The 26,986-nt window shown below is 66.4% G+C and carries 25 protein-coding genes; 8 read left to right on the top strand and 17 right to left on the bottom strand.

The genetic code is table 11. The annotated features are described in order from the left end of the window. Window positions 1-170 precede the first annotated feature (170 nt). Both ASC94_RS08355 and ASC94_RS08350 read right to left on the bottom strand, forming a co-directional pair. Window positions 171-1,079 carry a LysR family transcriptional regulator gene (locus ASC94_RS08355; RefSeq protein WP_056393238.1) on the bottom strand — a complete coding sequence of 303 codons (909 nt, stop codon included), beginning with the start codon at window positions 1,077-1,079 and terminating at the stop codon, window positions 171-173. Window position 1,080: 1 nt separating this feature from the next. Then, window positions 1,081-2,001: a LysR family transcriptional regulator gene (locus tag ASC94_RS08350; RefSeq protein ID WP_056393235.1), complete on the bottom strand. Its 921-nt coding sequence runs from the start codon at window positions 1,999-2,001 to the stop codon at window positions 1,081-1,083. Window positions 2,002-2,107: 106 nt separating this feature from the next. Here ASC94_RS08350 and ASC94_RS08345 point away from each other — a divergent pair, with 106 nt between their 5' ends. Next, complete coding sequence (locus ASC94_RS08345) at window positions 2,108-2,959, top strand: oxidoreductase (RefSeq protein ID WP_056393233.1); 852 nt, start codon at window positions 2,108-2,110, stop codon at window positions 2,957-2,959. Here the strand turns inward: ASC94_RS08345 and ASC94_RS08340 are convergent. The 7 genes from ASC94_RS08340 to ybaK form a co-directional block, all read right to left on the bottom strand. Beyond that, window positions 2,956-3,909, bottom strand: coding sequence for an ion transporter (locus tag ASC94_RS08340; protein WP_082616354.1), 954 nt, complete (start codon window positions 3,907-3,909; stop codon window positions 2,956-2,958). The genes ASC94_RS08345 and ASC94_RS08340 overlap by 4 nt on opposite strands. A gap of 170 nt (window positions 3,910-4,079) precedes the next feature. Next, window positions 4,080-5,306 (bottom strand): metal-dependent hydrolase, encoded by a 1,227-nt coding sequence (locus ASC94_RS08335; RefSeq protein WP_056393230.1) that lies wholly within the window; start codon window positions 5,304-5,306, stop codon window positions 4,080-4,082. 83 nt (window positions 5,307-5,389) lie between these two features. After that, window positions 5,390-5,680: a DUF427 domain-containing protein gene (locus tag ASC94_RS08330; RefSeq protein WP_056393228.1), complete on the bottom strand. Its 291-nt coding sequence runs from the start codon at window positions 5,678-5,680 to the stop codon at window positions 5,390-5,392. 27 nt (window positions 5,681-5,707) lie between these two features. After that, window positions 5,708-6,730: a sensor domain-containing diguanylate cyclase gene (locus ASC94_RS08325; RefSeq protein WP_229417212.1), complete on the bottom strand. Its 1,023-nt coding sequence runs from the start codon at window positions 6,728-6,730 to the stop codon at window positions 5,708-5,710. Window positions 6,731-6,863: 133 nt separating this feature from the next. Beyond that, window positions 6,864-7,517: a DsbA family oxidoreductase gene (locus tag ASC94_RS08320; RefSeq protein WP_056393222.1), complete on the bottom strand. Its 654-nt coding sequence runs from the start codon at window positions 7,515-7,517 to the stop codon at window positions 6,864-6,866. A gap of 55 nt (window positions 7,518-7,572) precedes the next feature. After that, the gene (gene plsY / locus ASC94_RS08315) at window positions 7,573-8,208 is read right to left on the bottom strand and encodes a glycerol-3-phosphate 1-O-acyltransferase PlsY (protein WP_056393219.1); all 636 of its coding nucleotides are present in this window, start codon (window positions 8,206-8,208) and stop codon (window positions 7,573-7,575) included. A gap of 65 nt (window positions 8,209-8,273) precedes the next feature. After that, window positions 8,274-8,765, bottom strand: coding sequence for a Cys-tRNA(Pro) deacylase (gene ybaK / locus ASC94_RS08310; protein ID WP_056393217.1), 492 nt, complete (start codon window positions 8,763-8,765; stop codon window positions 8,274-8,276). Between the two features lie 36 nt (window positions 8,766-8,801). Here ybaK and ASC94_RS08305 point away from each other — a divergent pair, with 36 nt between their 5' ends. Beyond that, a complete protein-coding gene (locus tag ASC94_RS08305) occupies window positions 8,802-9,773 on the top strand; it encodes an endonuclease/exonuclease/phosphatase family protein (RefSeq protein ID WP_056393213.1) in 972 nt (323 codons plus the stop codon). Between the two features lie 92 nt (window positions 9,774-9,865). Here the strand turns inward: ASC94_RS08305 and ASC94_RS08300 are convergent, their stop codons facing one another. Continuing rightward, window positions 9,866-12,427 (bottom strand): EAL domain-containing protein, encoded by a 2,562-nt coding sequence (locus tag ASC94_RS08300; protein ID WP_229417211.1) that lies wholly within the window; start codon window positions 12,425-12,427, stop codon window positions 9,866-9,868. A gap of 237 nt (window positions 12,428-12,664) precedes the next feature. Here ASC94_RS08300 and ASC94_RS08295 point away from each other — a divergent pair, with 237 nt between their 5' ends. Genes ASC94_RS08295 through ASC94_RS08285 form a run of 3 tightly spaced genes read left to right on the top strand, consistent with a single transcriptional unit; the run spans window position 12,665 to window position 17,909 of the window. After that, a complete protein-coding gene (locus ASC94_RS08295) occupies window positions 12,665-13,945 on the top strand; it encodes an efflux RND transporter periplasmic adaptor subunit (RefSeq protein ID WP_056393208.1) in 1,281 nt (426 codons plus the stop codon). Between the two features lie 3 nt (window positions 13,946-13,948). Further along, complete coding sequence (locus ASC94_RS08290) at window positions 13,949-17,077, top strand: efflux RND transporter permease subunit (protein WP_056393205.1); 3,129 nt, start codon at window positions 13,949-13,951, stop codon at window positions 17,075-17,077. A 13-nt stretch (window positions 17,078-17,090) separates the two neighbouring features. After that, complete coding sequence (locus ASC94_RS08285; protein ID WP_056393202.1) at window positions 17,091-17,909, top strand: hypothetical protein; 819 nt, start codon at window positions 17,091-17,093, stop codon at window positions 17,907-17,909. Between the two features lie 105 nt (window positions 17,910-18,014). Here ASC94_RS08285 and ASC94_RS08280 read toward each other — a convergent pair whose 3' ends face one another. From ASC94_RS08280 to ASC94_RS08255, 7 genes are all read right to left on the bottom strand, one after another. Further along, window positions 18,015-18,638, bottom strand: a complete 624-nt coding sequence (locus ASC94_RS08280; protein ID WP_082616353.1) for an immunoglobulin domain-containing protein — start codon at window positions 18,636-18,638, stop codon at window positions 18,015-18,017. A 119-nt stretch (window positions 18,639-18,757) separates the two neighbouring features. After that, a complete protein-coding gene (locus tag ASC94_RS33125) occupies window positions 18,758-18,931 on the bottom strand; it encodes a hypothetical protein (RefSeq protein ID WP_200955613.1) in 174 nt (57 codons plus the stop codon). Between the two features lie 73 nt (window positions 18,932-19,004). Further along, window positions 19,005-19,907 (bottom strand): site-specific tyrosine recombinase XerD, encoded by a 903-nt coding sequence (xerD, locus tag ASC94_RS08275; protein WP_056393198.1) that lies wholly within the window; start codon window positions 19,905-19,907, stop codon window positions 19,005-19,007. Then, a complete protein-coding gene (locus ASC94_RS08270) occupies window positions 19,883-20,404 on the bottom strand; it encodes a methylated-DNA--[protein]-cysteine S-methyltransferase (RefSeq protein WP_056393195.1) in 522 nt (173 codons plus the stop codon). The genes xerD and ASC94_RS08270 overlap by 25 nt, the downstream gene beginning before the upstream one ends. 361 nt (window positions 20,405-20,765) lie before the next feature. Continuing rightward, a complete protein-coding gene (locus ASC94_RS08265; protein WP_056393192.1) occupies window positions 20,766-22,046 on the bottom strand; it encodes a TRAP transporter large permease in 1,281 nt (426 codons plus the stop codon). Next, window positions 22,043-22,615 (bottom strand): TRAP transporter small permease, encoded by a 573-nt coding sequence (locus ASC94_RS08260; protein ID WP_056393189.1) that lies wholly within the window; start codon window positions 22,613-22,615, stop codon window positions 22,043-22,045. Before ASC94_RS08260 ends, ASC94_RS08265 begins: the two co-directional genes overlap by 4 nt. Before the next feature lie 85 nt (window positions 22,616-22,700). After that, on the bottom strand, window positions 22,701-23,687 hold the full coding sequence (locus ASC94_RS08255; RefSeq protein WP_056393186.1) for a TRAP transporter substrate-binding protein: 987 nt from the start codon (window positions 23,685-23,687) through the stop codon (window positions 22,701-22,703). Window positions 23,688-23,816: 129 nt separating this feature from the next. On the opposite strand from ASC94_RS08255, the gene ASC94_RS08250 reads away from it, so the two are divergent. From ASC94_RS08250 to ASC94_RS08240, 3 genes are all read left to right on the top strand, one after another. Beyond that, window positions 23,817-25,814 (top strand): PAS domain S-box protein, encoded by a 1,998-nt coding sequence (locus ASC94_RS08250; protein ID WP_229417210.1) that lies wholly within the window; start codon window positions 23,817-23,819, stop codon window positions 25,812-25,814. 18 nt (window positions 25,815-25,832) lie between these two features. After that, complete coding sequence (locus ASC94_RS08245) at window positions 25,833-26,420, top strand: response regulator transcription factor (protein WP_056393183.1); 588 nt, start codon at window positions 25,833-25,835, stop codon at window positions 26,418-26,420. A gap of 101 nt (window positions 26,421-26,521) precedes the next feature. Further along, on the top strand, window positions 26,522-26,971 hold the full coding sequence (locus ASC94_RS08240; RefSeq protein WP_229417209.1) for a MarR family winged helix-turn-helix transcriptional regulator: 450 nt from the start codon (window positions 26,522-26,524) through the stop codon (window positions 26,969-26,971). Window positions 26,972-26,986 lie beyond the last annotated feature (15 nt).

The following is a 26,986-nucleotide window of genomic DNA, read 5'->3' as shown; positions in this document are numbered from 1 at the left end:
CATGCTAGTTTGTGAACTGCGGCAGGCGGACGCCTGCCCTGCCACTAGCTTTGCAATAGCTGTGCCAGGGCAATTCCGGGGCAGCAGCCGTCAAACGCGGGGAACACAGTGTATTTTCAGCACCGACATTGTGCGGCGCACCAAAAGCAGGCGCACCGCAAGCTGGCAGGCTAGGCGGAAGGCGCCAAAATGGGTTCCGCCCGCAGGCGCTCGGCCATCAGGGCGACGAAACTGCGGATGCGGGCCGAGCCCTGGCGGCTGTCGCGGTGCACGATGCTGACCGGCACGCCCGGCGTGGCGTACTCCTCCAACAACAAAGTCAGCTCGCCGGAGGCCAGCAGGGCCTCGGCCTGGTAGGACAGCAGGCGCGTGATGCCGAAGCCGCGCCGCACTGCCTCGATGGCCGCGTCGTTGCTGTTGACCACCAGGCGCGGCTTGATGCGCAGCGACTGGCTGCGCCCCGCGTTGGCGAAGCGCCAGTCCGGCGGCGTGCTGGAGCCGGACGAGGCGACGATGACGTGCCGCGCCAGGTCCTCGGGCACGGCCGGCGCGCCGTGTTCGGCCAGGTAGGCAGGCGCCGCGCAGATCACGCGCCGCACCTGTCCCACCGGAACGGCGCGCAGGCTGGAGTCGGGCAGCTCGCCGATGCGCACCGCCACATCGATGCCCTCTTCCATCATATTGGTCACGCGGTCGACGAACATGGCGCTCACCTCCATGCCCGGGTAGCGCCGCAGGTACTCGACGATGCCGGGCGTGATGTACTGGCGGCCGAACAGCACCGGCGCCGTCACCGACAGGTGGCCGCGCGGGGCGGCGTTGCTGCCGGCGGCCGCCTCGTCGGCCTCGTCCACCTCGGCGATGATGCGGCGCGCATCGTCCAGGTAGCGCTGGCCGGCCTCGGTGACGCGCACGTGGCGCGTGCTGCGGTCCAGCAGGCGCACGCCGAGGCGCTCTTCCAGGGTGGCGATGGCGCGCGTGACGGCCGGCGGCGACATCCCCAGCCGGCGCGCGCCGCCGGCGAAACTCTGCTCCTCGCCCACGGCGACAAACACCCCCATCAAATGCAAACGGTCCATGTCAGCGCTTTTCAAGTTGAATCTTCGGGAACAGGCCGGGGGCGTGCTCCGAAGCGAAATCGATGAATTCGCGCACGCGCTGCGGCATCTGCGTGCGCTGCTGGTAGTACATATAGATGGCGCCGCTGGCCACCGTGGTGGACGGCAGCAGGTGCACCAGCGTGCCGGCCTGCACATGCTCCGCCGCCATATAGCCGGCCAGCTGGCCGATCGCCATGCCGGCCAGGACCGCCTCGGCCTCGGCCTCGGCGGTATTGAAGCTGGCGACGGCCGGGATGTCCTTGTAGATGGTGCCGCCCTCGACGTGCAGTTCCCACGGCATCAGGCGGCCCGTGTTGGGCTGGCGGAAGCCGGTGCAGCGGTGCGCCGCCAGCTCGTCCACGCTGCGCGGCGCGCCGTGGCGGGCAATATAGGCCGGCGCCGCGCACACCATCAGCGCCAGCTGGCCGATGCGGCGCGAGATCAGGTTGCGCTCGGGCGGATTGCCGCCACGGAAGCCGACGTCGATCTTGGCTTCGATCAGGTCCGTGAAATGGTCTTCCAGCAGCAGGTCGAACTGCACGCCGGGGTGCAGGTCCTGGAAGTCGCGCACCAGCGGGATCAGCATGTGGCGGCCGAAGGAGGTGGGCGCAGCCACGCGGATCATGCCGTCCATGTCGCTGCGGCTGTTGCGCACGTGCTCCAGCGCCTCGTCCAGCAGGCGCAGGCCGGGGTTGGCCAGCTCGAACAGGCGCGTGCCCTCCTCCGTCAGGCTCAGGCTGCGCGTGGTGCGGTGGAACAGGCGCACGCCGAGGTTGCCCTCCAGCTGGCGCACGGCCTTGCTGACCGCCTGCGGCGACAGGCCGAGCTCGGCCGCCGCCTGGCTGAAGCTGCCGGCGCGGACCACGGCGATGAACAGGGTGATGACGCGGGTGGTATCCATTTACAACCAGGAGATGAAGATCAAACGTCTTTACAGTATCTAGTGTAGCAGAGGCAGCCGGCCTAAACTTGCCCCCATCAACCCACCACCTCTCAAGGAGAACAGCATGTCCAAAGTATGGTTTATCACTGGTGCATCCCGCGGCTTCGGCGTCCTGATGGCCAGGGACGCGCTGGCGCGCGGCGACAGCGTGGCCGCCACCGCCCGCAACCCGCAAGCCATCATCGATGCGCTGGGGGAGCACCCCAATCTGCTGGCCCTGCGCCTGGACGTGACGCAGGAGGCAGCCGCCGTGCTGGCCGCGCGCGCCGCCGTGGACCGCTTCGGCCGCATCGACGTACTGGTCAACAATGCAGGCTACGGCCTGCTGGGCGCGGTCGAGGAGGCCGGCGATGCGGAAGTGCGTGCGCTGTACGACACCAATGTCTTCGGCCTGCTCAACGTCACGCGCGCCGTGCTGCCCCACATGCGCCGCCAGGGCAGCGGCCACGTGATGAATATCTCGTCCGTGGGCGGCTACACGGCAGCGGCCGGCTGGGGCTTGTACGGCTCCACCAAGTTCGCGGTCGAGGGCATCAGCGAAGCGCTGGCCGAGGAAGTGCGGCCGCTGGGCATCCATGTGACGGTGGTGGAACCGGGCTATTTCCGCACCGAATTCCTGGAGGGGAACTCGCTGGTGTCCACCGCCGCGCAGCTGGACGACTACGCCGGCACCGTGGGCGCCATGCGCAGCTTTGCCGCCAGCGTCAGCCTGAAACAGCCGGGCGACCCGCGCAAGCTGTCGCTGGCCATCCTCAAGCTGGCCGACGCGGCCCGGCCGCCGGTGCGCTTGCTGCTGGGCAGCGACACGGTGCGCATGGTGCGCGAGAAAAACCGCTTCGTCGAGCAGGAACTGGGCGAATGGCTGGCGCTGTCGCTGTCCACCGACCACGACGACGTACAGCAGCAGGCGGCCTAAGCCTGGGGCGGTGCGGCGGGCGCAGCCGGCGCACCCTGTGCCACGGGCGGCACCGGGGACGCCGGCAAGGCGCCGCCGCAATCCTTGCAGTAGCGCGCCAGCAGCTCGTGCCCTTCCGCGCGGCACGCCGGGCAGCGCCGCAGCGGCGCGTAGCCGGTGCTGCGCTGGTGCGTGATCTCCGAGCTGATGATGCCGGTCGGCACCGCCAGGATGCCCCAGCCCAGCAGCATCATCAGCGAGGCCACACCGCGCCCCAGGTCGGTCTTGGGCACCAGGTCGCCGAAGCCCACCGTGGTCACCGTGCTGATGGCCCAATAGACGGCAGTCGGGATGCTGGTGTAGCCGTGCCGCGGCCCCTCCACCAGGTACATCACCGTACCCAGCAGGAACACCACCATCATCACCACCGACAGGAAAACCAGGATCTTGCGCCGGCTCGCCATCAGCGCGCGGCCCAGCATGCTGTACTCCTGGATGTAGAGCGTCAGCTTGAGGATGCGGAACATGCGCAGCAGGCGCAGGATGCGGATATCAAGCAGCACGTGGGCGCCCGGCACCAGCAGCGACGCATAGCTGGGCAGCACGGCCAGCAGGTCGATCACGCCGAAGAAGCTGCGCGCATAGCGCAGCGGGCGCCGCACGCACAGCAGGCGGCCGATGTACTCCACAGTGAACAGCAGCGTGAAGAACCACTCCGCCACTTTCAGCAAGGTTGCATGCTCGCGCGCCACCGGCGCCATGCTCGACAGCACCACCACCAGCACGCTCAGCACGATGGCGCCGATCAGGGCCAGGTCGAACAGCCGGCCCGCGTGGGTATCGGACTCGAAGATCACCGCATACAGGCTGGCGCGCCAGCCGCCGTCCGGCTTGCCGTAGCGCTGCCACGGATCGGCCGACGCATCGGCCGGCGCCGGCGCTGCATGGGGAGGAGATTCGGTAGGCGTCATGGTCAGTGCCGGTTACAAGGTCCGCGCCATCATACCGCGCCCCTCCCCCGCCGTCTGCACGCTACAGCGAGCTGAGCCGCATTTTCGCCTACTTCGGGGTCTGACCCCGAAGTGGGAGAAAATGCGGCTCAGGCTGCTGTGCTGGCGCAACTATGGCAGGCCGGGCGGCGCTAGCGGGCCAGCAGGGCCGCGCGAGGCGGGGTCCAGGCGGGCACGTCGGCGGGACAGGCGCGGCCTGCCGTGGCGGCCAGGTCCAGCGTGGTGAAATTGCCGCGCGGGGTGGTGGCGAAGCGCATGTCGCTGGCCACGCCGTCGGCGATGGCGGGCATGCGCGCGAAGCGCATCCAGGCGGCCAGCCAGCAGTTGGCCGCGCCCTGGCTGCGCAGTTCGGCCAGACTGCCGCCGGCCTGGCCATAGAGCTCGATGCCGGGCACGGCCGCGCTGTGCGGCTGCGGGTCCAGCAGGCCGGACGGGCATTGCTGTGGCGGCAGCCAGGCCGGCGCCAGGCTGACCAGGCCGCGCCGCAGGCGATAGCTGCCGGCCGCTTCGTTGGCCTCGAAGGAGACGAAGGCCCAGCACAGCGGCTGCGCGGGGAATGCCGTCATCGCGATGTCGTGGATGCGCACCTGCGGATCGGCCGCCTGCAACGCCGCCAGCACGCGCTGGCGCCCTACCCCGCTGGCCACGCCCTGCGCGCAGACGAAGGCCACGCTGACCGCCAGCGCCAGCGCCATGGCGCGCCGGCTGCGGCGCCGCGCGGCCTTGAGCACGGCCATGCCGGCGCCCAGCGCCAGCAAGAGCGCCAGCGACAGTGCGCCCAGGTAGCCGCGCGACGCGAAGAAGCACAGCGCCGCCGCCAGCCCGGCCAGCATCAGCCAGCGCAGCCACGGCAACCCGACCGCCATGATCAGCGGCACGCCGAACGCCACCCAGAACACGGGTTCGACGATGAAAATCACGTCGCCGTAGAACCAGCGCCCGTCGAAGGGGTAGAACGGGTGCACGCCGTAGGAATTGAGGAAGTCCATGCCGATGTGCAGCAGGAAGCCGAGCACGACCGCCGCGCCCAGCCCGATGCGGGCCTGATGGCTGCGCCGCAGCAGCGCGCGGGCGTTCGGCCACAGCAGCCAGAGCAACGCCACCAGCAGCAGCGCCTGCGGCACTTCATACAGCAGCGTGTGAGTATGGCCGCGATGATGCAGCAGGTAGCCGAGCGGGTCCGGCAGCAGCCTGGTCAGAAAGAGGTCGAGGTCGGGGAAATTGCTGGCGGCGGCGCAGGCGGTGAGGAGCAGCCTGTGCCGCGTGCGCTGGCCCGCTTGGTCCGGTTCGGCGGGCAGGCTGCGCTGCACCAGTTCGCCGACGCCCAGGCCGACGACAGTGTGGGTAATGTTATCCATTCATTTCCTGCAAAGCGCCACCCGGGCGGCGGGTGGGAGATCCTGGGCGCTTTGCAGACAGGGCCAGGCTTGCAGCCCGCGCACTAGCGCTGCACCTCGACGCCGTGCCAGAAGGCGACGTGGTCCTTGATGTGCTGGGCCTTCTCGGACGGCTGGCGGTAGAACCAGGCGGCGTTTTCGTTGACCTTGCCGTCCACCAGCAGGTGGTAGTAGTTGGCCTTGCCTTTCCACGGGCACACGGTGGTGTGCTCGCTTTCCTGCAGGTACTCTTCGCTGACCTTGTCGATCGGGAAGTAGACATTGTTTTCCACGATCTGCACTTCGTCGTCATTCGCTTCGGCGATCACTTCGCCGTTCCAGATTGCTTTCGGCATGGCTGCCTCCTGAAAGGGGACGGAACTTCAGCTTTCTACCCGGTCGCGCCCGTTGGCCTTGGCCCGCGCCAGCGCCTGTTCGGCCTGGCGCAGCAGGCTGTCGCCGTCGTTGATGTCCATGTGGTTGAACGAGCCGACGCCGATGCTGGCCGTGACCGGCAGCAAACGCCCGGCTTCGCGGTGGATCTGCGCGGCGATCTTGCTGCGCAGATTGTCGGCGAGCTTGAGCGCGCCCTCTTTCGGGGTGTTGGGCAGCAGCACGCAGATTTCCTGGCCGCCGTAGCGGCCGGCCAGGTCGATCACGCGCACGTTCTCGTGCACCAGGCGGCCCACATTGGCCAGCACCAGGTCGCCCGCGTCGTGCCCGTGGCGTTCGTTGACGGCCTTGAAGCCGTCCAGGTCGATCAGCAGCGCCGACAGCGGCGTGCGAAAGCGGCGCGTGCGCGCCACTTCGAAACTCAGCTTGCCCAGCAGCGAGCGGCGGTTGTGCAGGCCGGTCAGTTCGTCGGTGGTGGCCAGTTCGGCCAGCTGGGCTTGCGCTTGCCGCAGCGCCTGGCGCCCGGCGCGCGCCTCCAGCAGCGCCATGGCCTGCCCGGCCAGGCGGCGCAGGGTGTGCGCCTGCGCCGCGTCCAGGCGGCCCGGCCGGCTGTCCATCACGCACAGCGTGCCGATGGCGTGGCCGTCCGGCGTAGTTAGCGCCACGCTGCTGTACATGCGCAGGTGGGGCGCGGACACCGTCATCGGCATGTGCGCGGTGCGCGGGTCGGCGGCCAGGTCCTCGATCTCGGTGGCTTGCTGGCCCAGCACGGCCAGCGAGCAGTAGCAGTGCTCGCGCGGCAGCGTGTCCAGCGCCAGGCCGGTGCAGGCCAGCACGGAAGCCTGCTCGGCGTCCACCAGGGTGATCAGGGCATACGGCACGCCGCACAGCTGCGCGGCCAGATCGGTGAGCAAGCCGAAGTCTTCGGTGGTGGAGGGGGACGCGTCCCGCACCTGGTAGCGCTGCAGCGCTGCCAGGCGTCGGCTGTCGTCCAGGGGAATTGCGAAAGTCAACGGATGTATATTCTCTGCGGCCAGCATGAGCCTTCCCTTCGTAGCGTCGTTGCGCTTGTCTAGTCTGTAAGCTTCGGTGCTACATAGACAAGTTTAGCGCAAGCCCGCGCTGGCAGCAAATCGGCGGGCCGCCTCAGGCTTCGGCCAGGATCTGGCGCAGCGCGCGCTCGAACAGCTCGGCCGGCTGGCCGCCGGAAATCAGGTGGCGGTCGTTGATGATGACGGCCGGCACCGAGTTGATGCCCTGGCTCTGGTAGAACTGCTCGGCCGCCCGCACTTCCTCGGCGTAGCGGTCCGAGGCCAGCACGGCGGCAGCGCCGTCCGCGTCCAGCCCGGCCTTGACGGCGGCGGCCTGCAGCACCGCGTGCGCGCTGGGGTCTTCGCCCTCCGTGAAATAAGCGCTGAACAGGGCGTGCTTGAGCGCGCGCTGCTTGTCCGCGCCTTCCAGGCCCGCCCAGTGCAGCAGGCGGTGCGCGTCGAAGGTGTTGTAGATGCGGCTGCGCTTGCCCATGGCGAAGTCGAAGCCGACGTCGGCGCCGCGCTGCCGTATCATGGCGCGCGACTGCTCCTGCTGCTCGGGCGTGGCGCCGTATTTCTGGGTGATGTGTTCGGTGATGTCCTGCCCTTCCGGCCCCATGTTGGGGTTCAGTTCGAAGGGCTGGAAGTGCAGCGCGGGGGCCGCCTCGGCGCCGATGTTCTTGAGCGCGGTTTCCAGCGCGTTCAAGCCTACGGCGCACCAGGGGCAGGAAACGTCGGAAACGAAATCGATTTTGATGGGGGTGGTCATGGCGGTCTCGCAGTGTGAATCTCTGCAAGGTGGGGCCGCCACGGCCTATTTCAACTTACTTCTTCTTGGCAGCCCCGGCGCTCTTGCTGCCGATGCGGCTTTCCTTGCCGGCCACCAGGTTGGCGATATTGGCGCTATGGCGGAACAGCAGCAGCATGGTCATGGCCGCCACGGCAATCAGGATGGCGTCCACGCCAAACAGCAGGCCGTAATAGAACGGCGCGAACACGGCGGCGGCCAGCGCGGCCAGCGAGGAATAGCGGAAGGCGTAGGCCACGATCAGCCAAGTGGCCAGGGTCGCCAGGCCCAGCCAGACGTTCAGGCCCAGCAGCACGCCGGCGGCGGTTGCCACGCCCTTGCCGCCAACAAAGCGGAAGAAGATGGGCCACAAATGGCCGAGGAATACCGCGATGGCGACCAGCGCGATGGCCGCGTCGTCCACCCCCAGCTGCTCCTGGTAGCGCAGCGCCAGCCACACCGCCAGCCAGCCCTTGGCGGCGTCGCCGATCAGGGTGGCGATGGCGGCTTTCTTGTTGCCACTTCGCAACACGTTGGTGGCGCCGGGGTTCTTGGAACCATAGGTGCGCGGGTCGGCGATGCCGAACAGTTTGCTTGCCACCACGGCAAAGGAGATCGAGCCCAGCAGGTAGGCGCCCACGGCCATGGCCACTGTTATCAGTGCTGTATTCATACGTACCCTTGTTCTATTTTTTCCCGCCCACGTGGCGCGGCTGATGACTATACAACAAGCGGCGCTCAGTCAGCCAGCGCGCAATGCACGGGCTTGGCGTGGATCAAGTCCAGCAGCACCTGCGGCCGGATGCCGACCAGGTAGCCGCGCCGCCCGCCGTTGATGTAAATCGTCTCCAGCGCGAGGATGGTTTCCTCCACGTAGACCGGCATGGCCTTCTTGGTGCCGAACGGCGAGGTGCCGCCCACCATGTAGCCGGAGTGGCGCTGCGCCACTTCCGGCTTGCACGGCTCCACCGACTTGCAGCCGATGCCGCGCGCCAGGTTCTTGGTGGACACCTTGCAGTCGCCGTGCATCAGCACGATCAGCGGCTTGGCCGCCTCGTCCTGCATCACCAGGGTTTTGACCACGGCGTGCTCGTCCACGCCCAGCTCGCGCGCGGACACCGTGGTGCCGCCGTGTTCTTCGTATTCGTACGGGTGTTCGGAGAAGGCCACCTTGTGCTTGCGCAGCATCTGGGTCGCCGGGGTTTCTGAAATATGCTCTTTTTTGGCCATGCCGTGATACGCTAACCGTTCAATAGGAGTTTCGTTATGCGGGAAGAAATTCGCTTTGCCACGTTTAACGTCTGCAATCTCGCCCCGCCGGGCGTTCAATTGTACGATAACCTGCCGCCTCTTTCTGAACAGGAATACGAGGCCAAGGTTGAGTGGACCGCGCAGCAGCTGGACCAGCTGGACGCCGACGTGGTGGGTTTCCAGGAAATCTTTTCCCAGGCTGCACTGCGCGACGTGCTCTCGCGCACCCGCAAATACAAGGACGCCATCCACGCCGGCTTCGACCCCGACCCGCACGCCACCCGCCTGACGCCCAATGTGGCGCTGGTGTCGCGCCTGCCGCTGGCGGCGCCGCCCGCGGTGTACGCGGAGTTTCCGCAAGGGGTGGTGTCCGATTCCGGCAATCCCGATTCCGACCGCTTTGCGCGCGCGCCCCTGCACGCGCAGGTGGTGCTGCGCAATGAGACCGTGGTGGACGTGGTGGTGGTGCACCTGAAGTCGCGCCGCCCCGACTACCGGCGCGACGACTGCGGCGACGATCCGCTGCACTATGCGCTGGCCAACCTGCGTTCGCTGGTGTGGCGCGGCACCGAGGCGGTGGCGCTGCGCGTGTTGCTGAGCAAGGTGATGCAGGACGGGAAACGGCCCTGCATCGTGATGGGCGATTTCAACGACACGGCCGACGCTGTTACCACCACCATTGTGCTGGGGGCGAACCCTGGGGCAGCCCCCGGCTGCGAGCCGGACGAAGCCTTGCGCGGGCGCATGTTCGACTGCGCGCAGATCCAGCTGCGGCAGGACCATTTGCGGCATGTGGGCTATACCACCGTGCACGAGGGGCATTACAGCACCATCGACCATGTGCTGGTGTCCGAGGAGTTTCACCCGGATTCGCCGCGCGCCATCGGTGCCGTGTATGACGTGGCGTATATGAACGACCATTTGAGCCAGCAGCGGCCGGAGACTTCGGATCACGGGCAGGTGCTGGTGCGGTTGCGGCTGCGCTGACGGCTGGCGGGTTACGCCGCTGCGCGGCTAACCCGCCCTACGCACACCATAAACGGCGCCAGGCCATATGGGACATGCATCCGTAGGGCGGGTTAGGCGGAGCCGTAACCCGCCAGCAGCGGCGCCAGCGGACTGGCGCGCACCTGCGCGTCGGCCAGGTAGCCCTGGTATTGGTGGCAGCCCACGCTGCGCAGGAAGTTGAGCTGTTCCTGCGTTTCAACCCCTTCCGCGATGGCCACCATGTTCAGGCTGCGCGCCATGGCCACGATGGCGGTGATGACGGCAGTGTTGCCGTCCAGCGTGTGGATAAAGGACCGGTCTATCTTCAGCTTGTGCACCGGGTAGTCCTTCAGGTGGCCCAGCCGCGAATAGCCGGTGCCGAAATCGTCTATCGCGAGGCGCACGCCCAGGCCGTGCAGGGCTTGCAGCGTGTCCCGCGCGGCGGCCCCGCCTTTCATGATGATGGCCTCGGTCAGCTCCAGCTCCAGGCAGCCCGGCTCCAGCCCGGACTGGGCCAGCGCGTCGCGCACGCTGGCGGGCAAGCCCTTCTGGGCGAACTGCGCGGCGGACAAGTTGACCGCCACCGCCAGCCGGAAGCCGGCCTCGTGCCAGCGACGCGCGCTGCGGCAAGCCTGCTGCAGGACCCAGTTGCCGATCGGGACCATCAAGCCGGCATCCTCGGCGGCGCCCATGAAGCGCTCCGGGCGCAGCAGGCCCAGCTCGGGATGGCGCCAGCGCAGCAGCGCTTCCACGCCCACCGGCGCGCCGCTGGCGATGTCCAGCTCGGCGTGGAAGGCCAGCTCGAATTCCTGCGTCCGCAAGGCCTGGCGCAAGCCGTTTTCCAGCTGCACCCGCTCGGCGATCTGGGCGTGCATGTCGGCATTGAAGAACTGGAAGCCGTTGCGCCCGCTCTCCTTGGCATGGTACATGGCCACGTCCGCGTTATGGATCAGCTGCTCGATGCCGTCGCCGTCGTTGGGATAGATGCTGATGCCGATGGAGCCGGACACGTGCAGCGCGTGCGGCCCCAGCTGGAAGGGCTGGCTGATGGCGCTCAGCACGCTGCCGGCCACGTGCGCGGCGTGGTCCACGCCGCCGATGTCGGCCAGGATGATGAGGAATTCGTCACCGCCCTGGCGGCTCACGGTGTCGGCGCCGCGCACGCATTTCACCAGCCGCGCGGCAATCTCCTTGAGCAGCTCGTCGCCCACCTGGTGGCCCAGCGTGTCGTTCACTTCCTTGAAGCGGTCCAGGTCGATGAACAGGATGGCCAGCATGGTATGGTTGCGGCGCGCCGCCGCCAGGCCCAGGCTGAGCCGGTCCAGCAGCAGCACGCGGTTCGGCAGGTCGGTCAGGAAATCGTGCTCGGCCAGGTGGCGCGTGTGGTCTTCGCTGCGCTTGCGGTCGGTGATGTCGGACAGCATGCCCATGTAGTTGCTGACCCGGTCCGCGCTGTCGCGGATGGTGGTCAGCGACAGCCAGCCGGGAAACAGCTCGCCGTTCTTGCGGCGGCAGCTGACTTCGCCCTGCCAGTGGCCGGTGGCATCCATCTCCTGCCAGACCTGGCGCTGGAAATCGTGCGCGTCCTGGCCGCTGCGGCGCAGCGCCAGCGGGCGGCCCAGCATTTCCTCGGCTGCGTAGCTGGTGATCAGGGTGTACGAGCGGTTGATTGCGATGATGTACCGGTGGCGGTCGGTCAGCACGATGGCGTCGCGGCAGTTCTCGAACACCTGCGCCGCCAGGTGCAGCGTGCGTTCGGCCTGCTTGCGGGCGCTGATGTCGCGCACCACCACGTAGAACAGGTAGCCGTGGTCCAGCGAAATCGAAGTCATCAGCACTTCGGCCCAGAACGCCTCGCCCGCACAGTTGAGAAAGCGCCAGTCGTAGCGCAGGCTGCTGTCCGCCTGGCGGTCATCGTCGGCACCGGGCAGCGGCATGTCCGGCCCCGGGGGCGTTTGCGGCGTGGAAAAGTCGCGCAGCCGGTGGCCCACCATCTCCTCGCGGTTGCCGCACTTGAACAGCGCCAGCGCGGCCGGGTTCAAGTCCGAGATGCGCTCGCCCTGCAGCATCAGGATGGCGTCGTTCGAGCGCAGGTACAGCTGCAGGAAATTTTCCCCGGCCGCGCGCAGCGCGTCTTCCTGCAGGCGGCGCGCGGTGATGTCGGCATCCACGCAAAACATCTGCCGCACCACGCCGTCCTGCGTCACCGGGAACAAGGTGGAGCTGACCCACAGCCGGCGGCCCGCGGCCGTGCTCACCTGCCAGTCGCGGGCCGGCCTGGCGCGCCCGCTGCGCCAGGCATCCGCCAGCGCCTGCTCGTACTCCTCCGCGCGCTCGTAGCTGAGCAGATCGGCCAGCGGCCGGGCCAGCGCGTCGGCCGCAGGTATGCCGTACAGTTCGGCGCAGCTGCGGTTCCAGAACAACACCTTGCCCGTTTCGTCCATGCAATGCACGGCCACCAGCTGGGATGGCTCCACGGTGTCGATCAGGCGGGAGATCAGGTCGAGCGCATCGGGCACCGGGACGGCGGCGGGCTGGGGCTGCTGCTCGGGCTGTTGCTCGGGCCGTTGCTGGGGCTGTCCCAGCAGGGGCTGCTCCAGAGCCTGCCCTGGCCCAGCCGGAGCCGGCGCGTCATGTCGTTCTTGTGGCTCCACGGAGGCCTCTGCGGGGTTGTGCCCGCTAGGGGGCGTTGCGGCCATCTTCACCCCTGGCCATGGCACATGCCTTGCGATCCGTCAAAGGTGCGCTGGTTGACAATGCCTCGTGGCACGCCTATCGCGGCTTTTTGCAGTTCAGCCACGCTTTTCGCCGCTTTGTCGCAGCGGCATGGTACGGGGCCTTGAAATTGCCTACAGTGGCAACATCCAAAAATGGCCTCCCAGAGACAAACAATGAAAATCGAGACCTTGCCCCCGCCGCCCCGCCCCGCCCAAGCCGCCCACAAGGCAGGCAAACGCTGGCGCGCCCCGGCCGTGGCCCTGATCGTGCTGGCCCTGGCCGGCGGCGGCTGGACCGTCCTGCAATCCAGGAACAAGGCTGCGGCACCGGCCTCGCCTGCCGCCGCAGGCGCCGCCGCGCCGGCAGGCGACAAGAAAGCCAAGGGCCCGGACGTGTACGAGCTGGCCGCTGCCGACGTGGCCGCCATCGGCGCGCAGTCGCTCTCGCTCAGCCTGCCGCTGTCCGGCTCGCTGGCCCCCATCAGCCAGGCCACCATCAAGGCCAAGGTATCGGGCGAGGTGCGCGAAGCGATGGTGCGCGAAGGCATGGCCGTGAGCCAGGGCCAGGTGCTGGCGCGGCTGGACCAGGCCGACCTGCAGGCCCGCCTGACGCAGCAGCAAGCCATGCTGGACGAGGCGCAGGCCAAGCTGGCCATGGCCAGCCGCAACCACGCCAACAGCCAGGCCTTGCTCAAGCAGAATTACATTTCCTCGACCTCCTACGACACCACCGCCAACGGCGTGGAACTGGCGCGCGCCAACGTGAAATCGGCCAGCGCCATGGTGGACCTGGCCCGCATCGCGCTGAACGACAGCGTGATCCGCGCGCCGATGAGCGGCGTCGTTTCCAAACGTCATGTGCAGGCGGGCGAAAAAGTCTCGCCTGACATGCCCGTCTATACCATCGTCAACCTGGCCGAGCTGACCCTGGAAGCGCAAGTGCCCACCTCGGAAATCCCGCGCGTGAAAACCGGCCAGGAGGTGGCCTTCAAGGTCGACGGCTTCCAGCGCGAATTCCACGGCAAGGTGGCGCGCATCAACCCCACCGCCGAGCCGGGCTCGCGCGCCATGCTGGTCTATATTTCGGTGGAAAACAAGGATGGCGCCCTGCTGGGCGGCATGTTCGCCAAGGGCCATATCGTCACCGAGCGCACGGCCGTGATGCCGCTGGTGCCGGTGGACGCGCTGCGCAACGACGGCGGCCGGCAAGTGGTGTACAAGGTGGACCAGGGCAAGGTGGTGGCACAGCCGGTGACCCTGGGCTTGCGCAACGACGACACCGGCTACGCCGAGGTGACCGAGGGCCTGCAGGCCGGCGCGCAAGTCATCGTGGCCAAACTGGATGCGGTCAAGCCGGGCGCCAAGGTGAAGCTGGCCGTGCCGCCGGGCGAGGTCCCGACACCGGCCCCGGCCACCGCCACCGCCAAGGCCAGCACGCCTGGCCAGCGGAGTTAAGCCATGTGGATCACCAAAGTCAGTATCAAAAACCCGGTGTTCGCCACCATGGTGATGGTGGCGCTCATGGTGCTGGGCCTGTTCGCCTACCAGCGCCTGGGCGTGGAATCCATGCCCAACGTCAGCCTGCCATTCGCCGCCATCGAGATCGAGTATCCGGGCGCCTCGCCGGAAGCGGTGGAGAACGACATCACGCGGCCGGTGGAAGACATCGTCAACACCGTCAGCGGCGTGAAGACCATCCGCGCCAACTCCTGGGAAGGCCGGGCCGGGGTCTACCTGGAATTCCAGCTGTCCACCAATATGGACCGCGCCATGCAGGAGCTGCGCGACAAGGTGGCCCTGGTGCGCCCGCGCTTCCCCAAGGAAGCCAAGGACCCCTTCATCGCGCGCGAGGAAGGCGACAATGAACGCCCGGTGGTGACGCTCTCGCTCAGCTCGGACAAGCACAGCCTGCGCGAGCTGTCCACCATGACCGACCAGATCATCACCAAGCGCTTCCAGAACGTGGCCGGCGTGGGCCAGGTGCGCGTGCTGGGCACCACCAAGCGCCAGGTGCTGATCAGCCTGAAGCCCAACGAGATGACGGCCCAGGGCATCGGCGTGGACGAGGTGATCCGCGCCATCCAGAGCACCAATGCCAACCTGCCGGCCGGTAACATCAGCCAGTCCGTCACCGAGCAGCTGGTGCGGGTGGAAGGCAAGATCAAGGATGCGCGCGAGTTCAACAAGATCATCGTGGCGCGCCGCGCCAACGGCCCGGTCTACCTGGACCAGGTGGCCAGCGTGGTCGACGGCGAGGAAGAGGCGCAATCGTATTCGCGCATCAACGGCAAGCCCGGCATTTCGCTGGAAGTGACCAAGGTGCAGGACGCCAACGTGGTGGTGGTGGGCGACGGCGTGCGCAAGGCCGCCGAAGCCCTGCAGCAAACGCTGCCGGAAGGCATCCGCCTGCACATCCTCGAATCCCAGTCCGAACGCGTGCAAAGCCAGCTCGACAACGTGAAACGCACCATCATCGAAGGCGCCGTGCTGACCATGGTGATCGTGTTCTTCTTCCTCAAGTCCTGGCGCTCGACCATCATCACCGGCCTGACCCTGCCGATATCCGTCATGGCCAGCTTCATCGCCATGCAGGCCTTTGGCTTCACGCTGAACTTCCTGACGCTGATGGCGCTGTCGCTGTGCATCGGCCTGCTGATCGACGACGCCATCGTGGTGCGCGAAAACATCGTGCGCCACTTCGGCATGGGCAAGGACCACCATCAGGCGGCCGAGGACGGCACCAACGAGATCGGCCTGGCCGTCATGGCCACCACCTTCGCCATCGTGGCCGTGTTCATCCCGGTGGCCTTCATGGACGGAATCATCGGCCGCTTTTTCCTGCAGTTCGGCATTACCGTGGCGGTGGCCGTGCTGGTGTCGCTGTTCGTCTCCTTCACCCTGGACCCGATGCTGTCCTCGGTCTGGCCCGACCCGGAGGAAAACCGCTTCAAGTACCTGCCCTGGCTGGGCCGCTTCATGGACGCCGTCGAACGCGGCGTGGACTGGCTGCATGTGGTGTACGGCAAGGTACTGGCCGTGGCGCTGAACTGGCGCAAGACCACGCTGGCGGTCACCGCCGCCATCTTCGCCGGCAGCCTGCTGCTGGTGCCCATGATAGGCGGCGAGATGTTCCCGGAAACGGACGAAGGCTGGGTCAATATGCGCTTCAAGACCCCGGTCGGCTCCAGCCTGGAATACACCAACGACAAGGTCAAGCAGGTGGAGGCGGCGCTGGCGCCGTTCAAGGAAATCGACAGCATCCTGTCCAACGTGGGCACGCGCGACGGCCGCAACTCGGCCGAAGTGAACCTGAAGCTGACGGACGTGAAGAAGACCCACCGCCGCTCGCAGAAAGAGCTGGAAAAAGCCATCCGCGAACGGCTGGCGCCGATCGCCGGCATCCAGCTGTCGGTGGGCCAGAAGCCCATCTTCATCGCCATCCTGGGCACCGACGAAGGCAAGCTGGACGCCGTGGCGCGCGAATTGATGGACAAGATGCGCAAGATCAAGGGCGTGGCCGACCTGGAATACAGCCAGGAAGGCGCCAACCCGTCCACCATGATCAAGATCAACCACGAGCTGGCCAGCGACCTGGGCCTGTCGGTGCAGCAGATCGGCGCGGCGCTGCGGCCCTTCGTGGCGGGCGAGAAGGTCAGCCACTGGCTGGCGTCGGACGGCCAGAACTATGAAGTCAACGTGCAGCTGCCCAAGTCCGGACGCCAGCGCGTGATGGATCTGGCCGACCTGTCGATCGCCTCCAGCAAGACCAACGCCGACGGCACGCCGCGCATGGTGCCGCTGCGCCAGGTGGTGGAATTCATCCCCTCCTCCAGCCCGCAGGTGCTGAAACGCCAGGCCCTGCAGCGCCGCGTGGCGGTGTATGCCGGCGTGGAAGGCCGTCCCGGCGGCGACGTGGACGCCGACGTGCAGAAAGCCATGAAGTCGATCACGCTGCCGCCCGGCGTGCGCTTCGACGTGGCCGGCAACGCCCAGCAAATGGCGGAAACCATGGGCGGCGCCATCACGGCGCTGGGCGTGGCGGTGATCTTCATCTACCTGGTACTGGCCTCGCAGTTCGGCAGCTTCCTGCAGCCGGTCGCCATCATGACCTCGCTGCCGCTGTCGCTGATCGGGGTGCTGCTGGCGCTGCTCATTACCGGCAGCACGCTGAACATCTTCTCGGTGATCGGCTTCATCATGCTGATGGGCCTGGTGACCAAGAACGCCATCCTGCTGGTGGACTTCACCAACCACGGCCAGCAGCAAGGCCTGGGCCAGCGCGAGGCCATCATGCAGGCCGGCCAGGTGCGCCTGCGGCCTATCATGATGACCACGCTGGCCATGATCTTCGGCATGCTGCCCATGGCCATCGGCCTGGGCGACGGCGGCGAAACGCAGGCGCCCATGGGCCGCGCGGTGATCGGCGGCGTGATCACCTCCACCCTGCTGACCCTGGTCGTGGTGCCGGTGGCGTATACCTACCTCGACACCCTGGGCAAGCGCTGCGCGCGCTGGCTGGGCGGCAAGCAGCAGGCCGCCACCGTGGCGGCCCTGTCGGAACAGAAGAAAATGGCGGACGTCGCCTGATCCCGGGAGCACCATGACTGACCTGAAAACCCTGGGCGGCGCCGTGGCCGCCGCCCTGCTGCTGTCCCCGTTCGGCATGCCCACCGCCGCGGCGCAGGAGGCACCGGTGGCGGACAAGCCGCCGGTGGCGGCGGCCGAATCCGCCGCCGCAGCCGAGCCGGCCGTGGACAAGAATGCCGTGGTGGTCAACGGCATCCGCAACCCCGAGCTGAAGACCTACCGCGTGATGGCTGCCGGCCTGGACGCCTTTGACAAATACCACGAGCTGGCGCCCACCGCGCCGGAAGTGCGCTTCAAGCTGCGTCCCCGCAGCGGCAAGCCATCGGCCGACATGAGCGGCCTGGCCATGCGCATCGCGGGCGACACCATCTCCATCCCGCTGCCGGTGGCGGCCGACCATACCTTCTCGCTGCCGCGCAGCGAAGCAGCCAGGAAGGAAAATGCCGACCTGCTGCTGAACAAGCCGAAAGGCGGCTACCGCTGGCAGCCGGACGTCCACAGCGCGGGGGTGCCCGAAGGCATGCGCCGCCTGGGCGACCTGCGGCTGGAGTGCAAGGTGCTGGTGGCCACGGCCAAGGAAGAAATCGGATTCTGGCTGACCAGCATGATCAACACCCTCCTGCTGACCACAGACTGGTGCAGCCACGAAAAGATACAGCTGTCCACGGCAGCGGCGCAGCGCATCGCCACGGCCACCTTGACGCATGGCGATCAGCGGGTGCAGCTGAAGCTGAACAAGGAAGGCACGTCCTACACGCCGCCGCTGGGCAACAAAGCCTACCCGGACGACGCGCTGATCGAACTGCGCTACGCGGACGAGCCATCGGCATAGCGGCGGGTTACGGCGGCACGCCGCCTAACCCGCCCTACGCAGCTCCGCACAAATACCGTAGGGCGGGTTAGCGGCACGCGTAACCCGCCGGGCGCCGCCCCGGAATCAATTGACGGTCAACGTCGCAACGCTGCTGGTAGCAGTGCCATAGGTGTTGGTAACAACCACGTCATAGCTGGCTGCGTCCGCTGCCGCGACGGCCGGGATGGTATAGCTGGCCGCAGTGGCACCGGCGATGTTGGTGGACGCCTTGCGCCACTGGTAAGTCAGCGTGCCGCTGCCGGTGGCGGCCACGCTGAACGTGGCCGGGCTGCCGGCGGAAACCGTAAGCGCCACCGGCTGCGTGGTGATGGCCGGCACGATGCCCACCGTCAGCACCGCTGCCGTGCTGGTGACGCTGCCCAGGCTGTTGGTCACCACCACGTCATAGCTGCCGGCGTGGGTGGAATACGCGGGTGCGAAAGTGAATTTGCTGGCGGTCAGGCCCGGCACGGCCACGCCGTCCTTGCGCCACTGGTAGCTCAGCTTGCCGCCCGTGGCCACCACGCTGAAGCTGGCGTCCAGGCCGGCCACCACGGTCACCGCTGCGGGCTGGGTGGTGATGGCGATCTGCGTGTCGGCAGCCGTGCTGTCGCCGCTGTCGCCGCCGCTGCCGCCGCAAGCGGCCAGCGACATCGTCAGCACGGCCGCCATGGCGCAGGCCGACAATTGAAACACTTGGTTTTTCATAACAGTTCCCGCTGGAATAAAGTCAGCGAGAGTATAGGACCGCAACCATGCCGGACAGACATGGGGTCGTGTAAATTTCAGCAAGAATATGTGAGCAAACGTAACAGCCCGCTCCAGGCTTACTCCTGCACGGGCGGCGCATCTTCCGGCGTGTCGTAGCCTGCTTCGTCCGCGTCCTGCTCGCCTTCCGGCTTACTCTTGGCTTCCAGCTTGCGCCGCGCCTTTTCTTCGGCTTTTTTCTTCTTCTCCAGCTCTCGTTGGCGCTTTTCATACTGGAAATTTGTCTTAGCCATTTGCCACCTCTCTATGTTGCGAACGCTGTTCGTTCCGCTACATTATGACGCAGATGCGGCCGACGCAAATTTTTCAGCCGCGGGGATGATGTTGCGCATGCAAATGCTTGAGGCGCTCGCGCGCCACATGGGTATAAATCTGCGTGGTGGAAATATCCGAATGGCCCAACAGCAGCTGCACCACGCGCAGGTCGGCGCCATGGTTGAGCAGGTGGGTGGCGAAGGCGTGGCGCAGCGTGTGCGGCGACAGCGGCGAAGTGATGCCGGCCTTCTGCGCGTGCTTCTTGATGATGACCCAGAACATCTGGCGCGTCATCGGTCCGCCGCGCGCGGTCACGAACAGGGCGTCGTCCTGCTGGCCGTCCAGGATGGCCCAGCGCGCCTCCTTCATGTAGCGCTCGATCCACTGGCGCGCCTGGCCGCCGAAGGGCACCAGCCGCGTCTTGGCGCCTTTGCCGGTGATGCGCAGCACGCCGTCGTTCAGGCTCAGCTCGAACGTCTTCAGCGCCACCAGTTCGGACACCCGCAGCCCGCTGGCGTACATCAGCTCCAGCATGGTGCGCTCGCGCAAGCCCAGCGGCGTACGTACGTCCGGCGCGGCCAGCAGCGCCTCCACCTGGGCTTCGCTCAGCGTGTGCACAAAGCGCTGCGCCTGCTTGGCGGAAGCCAGTTTCAGGCACGGATCGGCCGCCACCAGCTTCTGCCGCAGCGCATACTGGTAATAGCGTTTCAGTACAGACAGGCGGCGGTTCGATGTGCTGGCCTTGCTGTCTTCGTGGCGGGCGCTGAAATAGGCGTCGATGTGGTGGGTGGCCACCGCGTGCAGCCCGGCCACGTCCGGCCGCGCCACCTCCAGCCAGCGCGCGAAGGCCTTCAGGTCGCGCCGGTAGGCGTCCAGCGAGTTCTTCGCCAGGCCGTCCTCCAGCCACAGCGCGTCGCAGAAGTCGTCGATCAGAGCAAGGTTGTCTGCTGCCATGCGTACTCGCTGTGTCCCTCGTGCGCCAGCAGCCAGCGCTTGACGTTCAGGTGGAAGCCGTTGGCGTCGTCATGGTGGGCGAAGCCGCCCAGGCCGTTGGCGCCGGTCACGCGGTGGCAAGGCACGGCCAGCGGGAACCAGTTCTGGCCGCAGGCCTGGCCGATGGCGCGCGGCGCCGATTCGAGGAACTTGGCCAGTTCGCCGTAGGTGCGCACCTGGCCGCGCGGAATGCTGCCGATGGCGGCCCACACGCGGCGCTGGTACTCGCTGCCCACCTTGGCCAGCGGCAGGGTGAAGGCGAAGTCGGCGTCGGCGCAGTAGCGCAGGATCTGTTCGGCGGCCAGCGCGGCCACCGGGTCCTGCGCATCCTTTTCAGCGTAACCGGGCGGCAGGTAGACCAGTTCCGTTACCAGCGCGCCGCCGGTGCGGATGCCCATGGCGCCGAAGGGGGTGGCGACGATGGCGTTGAAAATATGGCTAGTCTGTTGTTTATTCATCACAGTTATCTTGCTGGCTGTTGCATCAATACTACACCACCAAAATGGGGCGGGGCAAAAAAAAAGCGCACTGCAACAGTGCGCTTTCAATCATGCTTTCACGGAACCGGCCGTTTGGCGTCGACGTAGCACACTTGTGGCGGCCTTCGGCGATCTTCCAACGACATACTGTGAACCGTGTGTCTCCTCAATGTATATGCGGCATTCAAGGCCGTTATTTTGCTTACTCTCCCCACTAAACTCTATGTCCTTGCTACCAGGGCAGATATCGATATTTGTTTTGTTTGCCTCTGGAGCGAAGCAATCATAACTGATCCACTTCGCTTTTTGCTCATTTTTTTGAGTGAGGAAAATTTTTAGTTTAGGAGTAAATCAAGTTAGGCAACCAGAGGGAAATTTGTGGTACGTATGTCACCAGCACCAGGAAACAGATCATGGTGAGCAGCCACGGCCACACCGCCACGGTCAGCTCGGTAATCCCCATTTTGGTGATTCCGGACGCCACGTAGAGGTTCAGGCCGACCGGCGGGTGGCACATGCCCACTTCCATGTTGACAACGATCAGGATGCCGAAGTGCACAGGATCGATGCCCAGCTTCATGGCGACCGGGAACAGGATGGGCGCCATGATCAGTACGATCGACGACGGTTCCATCACGTTACCAGCCAGCAGCAACAGGATGTTGACCACCAGCAGGAAGCTGATCACGCCCAGGCCCTGGCCGGTGATCCATTCGGCCATTGCCTGCGGAATGTTTTCGCTGGTCATCAGGAACGAGAACAGCACGGCGTTGGTGATGATGTACAGCAGCATGGCCGACATGGCCGCCGAGTCCAGCAGCACCTTGCCCACCTGCTTGAGCTTCAAGTCCTTGTAGACGAACACGGCAATCACGAAGGCGTACACGGCTGCCATCGCGGCCGCCTCGGTCGGCGTGAACACGCCGCTGTAGATCCCGCCCATCACGATGACGATCAGGATCAGGCCCCAGGCACTCTTGCGGAAGGTGCTCCAGCGCTCGCCCCAGCTGGCTTTCGGCATGCGCGGGTAGTTGTTCTTGCGCGCCAGATACCAGGTCGTCAGGCCCAGGAAGAAGGCCAGCATGATGCCCGGAATTACGCCGGCCATGAACAGCTTGCCCACCGAGGTGTTGGTGGTAACCGAGTACATCACCATCACGATGGATGGCGGGATCAGGATGCCCAGCGCGCCGGAGGTGGTGATGACGCCTGCGCCGAAGCCTTTGGGGTAGCCCTGGCGCACCATGGCCGGCAGGATGATGGAGCCGATCGCCACCACGGTGGCCGGCGAGGAGCCGGACACGGCCGCAAACAGCGCGCAGGCCAGCACGCCGGCCAGCGCCAGCCCGCCGTGCCAGTGGCCCACCATGGAGCTGGCGAAGTTAATCATGCGCCGTGCCACGCCCCCGTGCGTGAGGAAGTTGCCCGCCAAAATGAAGAACGGGATGGCCATGATCTCGAATTTCTCAATGCCGGTAAACAGCTTGAGCGCCACCGATTCGATCGGCACGTCGGTCATGGTAAACAGGAAGGTCAGTACCGTCAGGCCGAGCGAGATGGAGATCGGCATGCCGGTCAGCATCAGTGCCAGCAGCAGCACGAAAATAATCAGGGCGTTCATGCTTTGGCTCCTTTTTCTTCAGCCGTCAGTTCCTCTTCCAGGCCCTCGACGTGCGAGTGGTCGTGTTTCGGCAAGTGGCCGGTGCGCAGGAAGGCAACCGTCACCTGCAGGAAGCGGAAGCACATCAGGTAGGAGCCCAGCGGCACCGCCAGGTAGACCAGCCACATCGGCACTTCCAGGTCGGCCGAGGTTTGGTCGGTGTGGCCGATTTCCCACACAAACCGGGCACCCAGGGTGCCGACGATGCCGGTGAACAGCGCGCCGGCCAGCAGGCCGAACACGACGAACTTGTTGCGCCAGGCCGGGTTCATGCGGTTGATGATGACGTCCACGCCGACGTGGATGCCGGTGCGCACGCCGTAGGCGGCGCCGAACTTGGCCATCCACACGAACATGTAGATGCACAGCTCTTGCGCCCAGCTGGTGTTAATTTGGATCAGGGCGTCTTGCAGGCCGGGAATCGGCAGCCCCGACAGATAGCGGTGCACGACCGCGACGAAGATGATGAAGGTGGCCAGACCCATCAGGGTCGCGATCACCCACTCTTCCAGGTGGTCCAGGAATTTCATGGTTGAGATCTTTCCAGAGAAAGAGAAACAGGGGGAAAAAGCGGTGGCGGCAGAACGCCGCCCCGCTCAGAGCCGCTTGGTGCGATTACTTGGCGGCTTCTTTATTGATAGCTTGAATCAGGTCTTTGCCGATGCGGCCTTCCATGTCCTTCTGGACCGGCAGCAGCGCCTTGCGCCATTCGGCTTGTTCCTTGGCGCTCAGGTTGTAGATTTCCGTCTTGCCGGCCTTTTTGATGGCCTCCATGGCCAGGTCGTTGTCGCGCTGGGCAATGGCTTTTTCAAACGTGGTGGCGTCGCGCATCGCCGTTTCCAGCGCGGTGCGGATGTCGGCTGGCAGGCCGTCCCAGAACTTCTTGTTGACGATGACGGCATAGCCCAGGTAGCCGTGGTTGGACACGGTCACGTGCTTTTGCACTTCATGCATCTTCTGGGTGTACATATTCGACGGCGGATTCTCGGTGCCGTCCACCACGCCGGTCTGCAGCGCCTGGTACACCTCGGAGAAGGCCAGCACTTGCGGGTTGGCGCCCAGGGTGCGCATTTGCGCGTCCAGCACTTTGGACGACTGGATGCGCATCTTCAGGCCCTTGAAGTCGGCCGTGGTGCGCAGCGGCTTGTTGGCCGACATCACCTTGAAGCCGTTGTCCCAGTACGCCAGGCCGGTGATGCCCTTGCTTTCCAGTTTCTTCAGCAGGCCCTTGCCGATCGGACCTTCGGTGACGTTGTACAGCGCGGTCTTGGAAGGGAAGATGTAAGGCAGGTCGAAGGCTTCGAATTCCTTCACGCCCAGCGGGCCGAACTTGGCCAGCGACGGCGCCAGCATCTGTACGGCGCCCAGCTGCAGCGCTTCCAGCTCTTCCTTGTCCTTGTACAGCTGGCTGTTCGGGTACAGCTCGACCTTCACACGGCCATTGGTGGCTTTCTCGGCCAGCTGCTTGAAGCGCTCGGCGGCCTGGCCTTTCGGCGTGTCGGTCGCCACCACGTGGCTGAACTTGATAACGATAGGGGCTTGGGCGAAGGCGCTGAAGCTGGCGACGGCGCACAAGGCGGCCAGGGTGGCTTTCAATTTCATGTGATGTCTCCCGAGGGGTTAAAGTACATTATTATGCTTACCGTAGCAGTTTGTAACAGCCACACGATACAGGGCAACTGTGGAAAACCACAATAGCAGGCGCCCCATGAAAGCTTAATGCTCCGGCCCATGACCTCCTCCACCGACCGCCCGCCGCGCCTGCATTTTGCCAACCCGGTGCGCTGGCTGCTGCCGGTGGTGCTGGTGCTGTTTTTCCTGGCCGTGCTGATCTGGCTGCCGTGGCAGGCGCGCCAGATGGAAAGCAGCGAGCGCCAGGAGCAGCTGATCGCCGACACGCTGTGGGTGGAACAGACCATCCGCTTCCAGCTCGGGCGCCACGAAGAGGCCATGCGCAGCCTCAGCGGCGAGATCGCGGCGGGCCATTTGAGCCCGAAACAATTGCATGCCCGGCTGGTGCAACTGTTGCAAACAGGACACGAAATCCGCCGCGTCATGTGGGTATTGCCGGACGGCGCAATGGCCGCCACCAGCGACGCCGCCGGCGCGCCCTCGGCCCAGGCCGGCCTGGGACCGCACTCGCTGGCCGCCGCCGACCACGCGCGCCGGGCCCGCAAGCCCATCTACAGCCAGCCGGAAATCCTGCCCGGTTCCAGCAAGCCCGGCCTGGACTATCACTACCCTATATACAGTGGCGAGCGCTACCTGGGCACCCTGGTGGCGCACTACGCGCTGGCCACCGTGCTGGACGAACTGGTGCCGTGGTGGTTCGCGCAGGACAACCAGATCACCCTGCTCGACCGCGACGACAAGGTGCTGGCGCGCCGCTCGGCCGCCGGGGCCGGCCACGGGGTGTACACCCACAAGCGCGGCCTGGACCTGCCCGGCACCACCGTCACCCTGCTCACGGACAGCGTGAAAAGCGAGCCGCGCCTGCTGCCCAACCTGCTGGTGGGCTCGGTGATCGTGCTGTCGCTGGCGCTGCTGTGGAGCCTGCTGGCCCTATGGGGCCACATCTCGCGCCGCCTGGCCGCCGAAGGCGCGCTGCGCCAGCAGATGACCTTCCGCACCGCGATGGAGAATTCGCTGGTGACCGGCCTGCGCGCGCGCGACCTGGAGGGCCGCGTCACCTACGTCAACCCGGCCTTCTGCCAGATCGTCGGCTACCCGCCCGAAGAGCTGATCGGCAAGCTGCCGCCCATGCCCTACTGGGCGCCGGAAGTGATGAGCGAATACCAGCACCGCTTCGCCGAAGTGCTGGCCGGGAACGTCACGCCGCAATTCGAAACCATCTTCCAGCGCTCCACCGGCGAGCGGGTGCCGGTGCTCATCTTCGAAGCGCCGCTGGTGGACAACAAGGGCCAGCAGACCGGCTGGATGGGCTCCATCCTCGACATTTCTGACCGCAAGCGCATTGAAGAGCTGAACCGCCAGCAGGAGCAGAAGCTGCAGACCAGCGCGCGCCTGGCCACCATGGGCGAGCTGGCCTCAATGCTGGCGCACGAGCTGAACCAGCCGCTGGCCGCCATCTCCAGCTACACCACCGGCGCGCTGAACGTGATGCAGCGCGCCGAGGACGCCGGCCAGCCGCTCGACTGCGGCCTGCTGCGCCCGGCCCTGCAGCAGGCAGGCGCCCAGGCGCAGCGCGCCGGGCAGATCATCCGCAGCGTGCACCAGTTCGTGAAAAAGCGCGCCCCCGAGCGGCGCGAAGTGGCGGTGCAGTCGCTGCTGGAGGGCATCGGCGCGCTGATCGAACTGCAGGCGCGGCAAAGCTATGTGTCGCTGCAGACCGACATCCCGGCCGCGCTGCCGCCAGTGCTGGCCGACCGCGTGATGATAGAGCAGGTGCTGCTGAACCTGACCCGCAACGGCATCGAAGCCATGGCCCAGGTGCCGCCCGAGCGCCGCGTGCTGCGCGTGCGCGCCAGCCACGACGCGGCCGCCGCGCAGGTGACGGTGGAAGTGATCGACCAGGGCCACGGCATCCCGGACGACGTGGCCGAACGCCTGTTCGCGCCCTTCTTCTCCACCAAGGCCGAGGGCATGGGCATGGGTTTGAGCATTTGCCGCACCGCGATAGAATTCCATGGCGGCACGCTGATCCACAAGGCCAACCCGGCCGGTGGCACTATCTTCGTATTCACGCTGCCGGCCGCCGGCGCACATTAAAAGACAGGGGACCCATCCATGCTGCATATCGTCGACGATGAAGCCGTAGTGCGCGACTCGCTTTCCTGGCTGGCCGCCTCGCGCGCCATCCCCGCCACCGCCTACGCCAGCGCGGCCGATTTCCTGGCCTGGACCGAGCGCGGCGAGTTCGACGAACAGGGCGACTGCGTGCTGCTGGACGTGCGCATGCCCGACATCAGCGGCGTAGCCGTGTTCGACCAGCTGGCCGCGCGCGGCCTGACGCAGCGCCTGCCGGTGATCTTCCTGACCGGCCACGGCGACGTGCCGATGGCGGTCGACACCCTGAAACGCGGCGCCTTCGACTTCTTCGAAAAGCCCTTCAACGACAACCAGCTGATGGACCGGGTGCAGGAAGGCCTGGCCAACGCACGCCAGGCCAGCGCCGCGGCCGCCGTGCACGCGCGCCTGGCCACCTTGTCCACGCGCGAGCGCGAAGTGCTGGACCTGATCCTGGCCGGCAAGATGAACAAGGTGGTGGCCGACCAGCTCGGCATCAGCATGCGCACCGTGGAAGTCCACCGCGCCCACATCTTCGACAAGATGCAGGTCAAGACCGCCGTGGAACTGGCCGGCCTGCTCAAATAAACCTGTACGGCCGGCGGCGCGGCTGCGCGGCCGAGAAATTACTTTACCGCTTATATAACTGCTGATATTATTTTCCCATGAAACCAGGACTCGGAACCCAATTGCGCCATTTGATCGATCTGCTGGACGGGGCGGTGGGCGCCGCCTACGAGGAAGCGGGGCTGGACTACCGGCCGCGCTACACGCCGGTGATGCGCGCGCTGATGCAGGGCGAGGCGCGCACCATCGGCCAGATCGCCGACTCTGCCGGCATCACCCAGCCGGCCGCCACCCAGACCATCGCGCTCATGCTCAAGGCCGGCCTGATCGTGTCCCAGCCGGGCGCGCTGGACGGGCGCCAGAAAATGATCAGCCTGAGCGCCCAGGGCCAGGCCCTGCTGCCGCAACTGCAGCAATGCTGGCAAGCCACGGCGGCCGCCGCGCGCAGCCTGGACGCCGACCTGCCCTACCCGCTCTCGGATGCGCTGGCCGAGGCCATCGCCGCGCTGGAACGGCAGCCGTTCGGCGCGCGCATCCGGGCCGCACGCAGCGGACCGCGGCAAGACCCATAAAAACCACACTGGAGA

It is taken from the genome of Massilia sp. Root418 (assembly GCF_001425265.1).
Taxonomy (GTDB): Bacteria; Pseudomonadota; Gammaproteobacteria; order Burkholderiales; family Burkholderiaceae_D; genus Rugamonas.
Note: the sequence above shows the minus strand (reverse complement) of the source record. Positions and strands in the feature narration are given on the sequence as shown.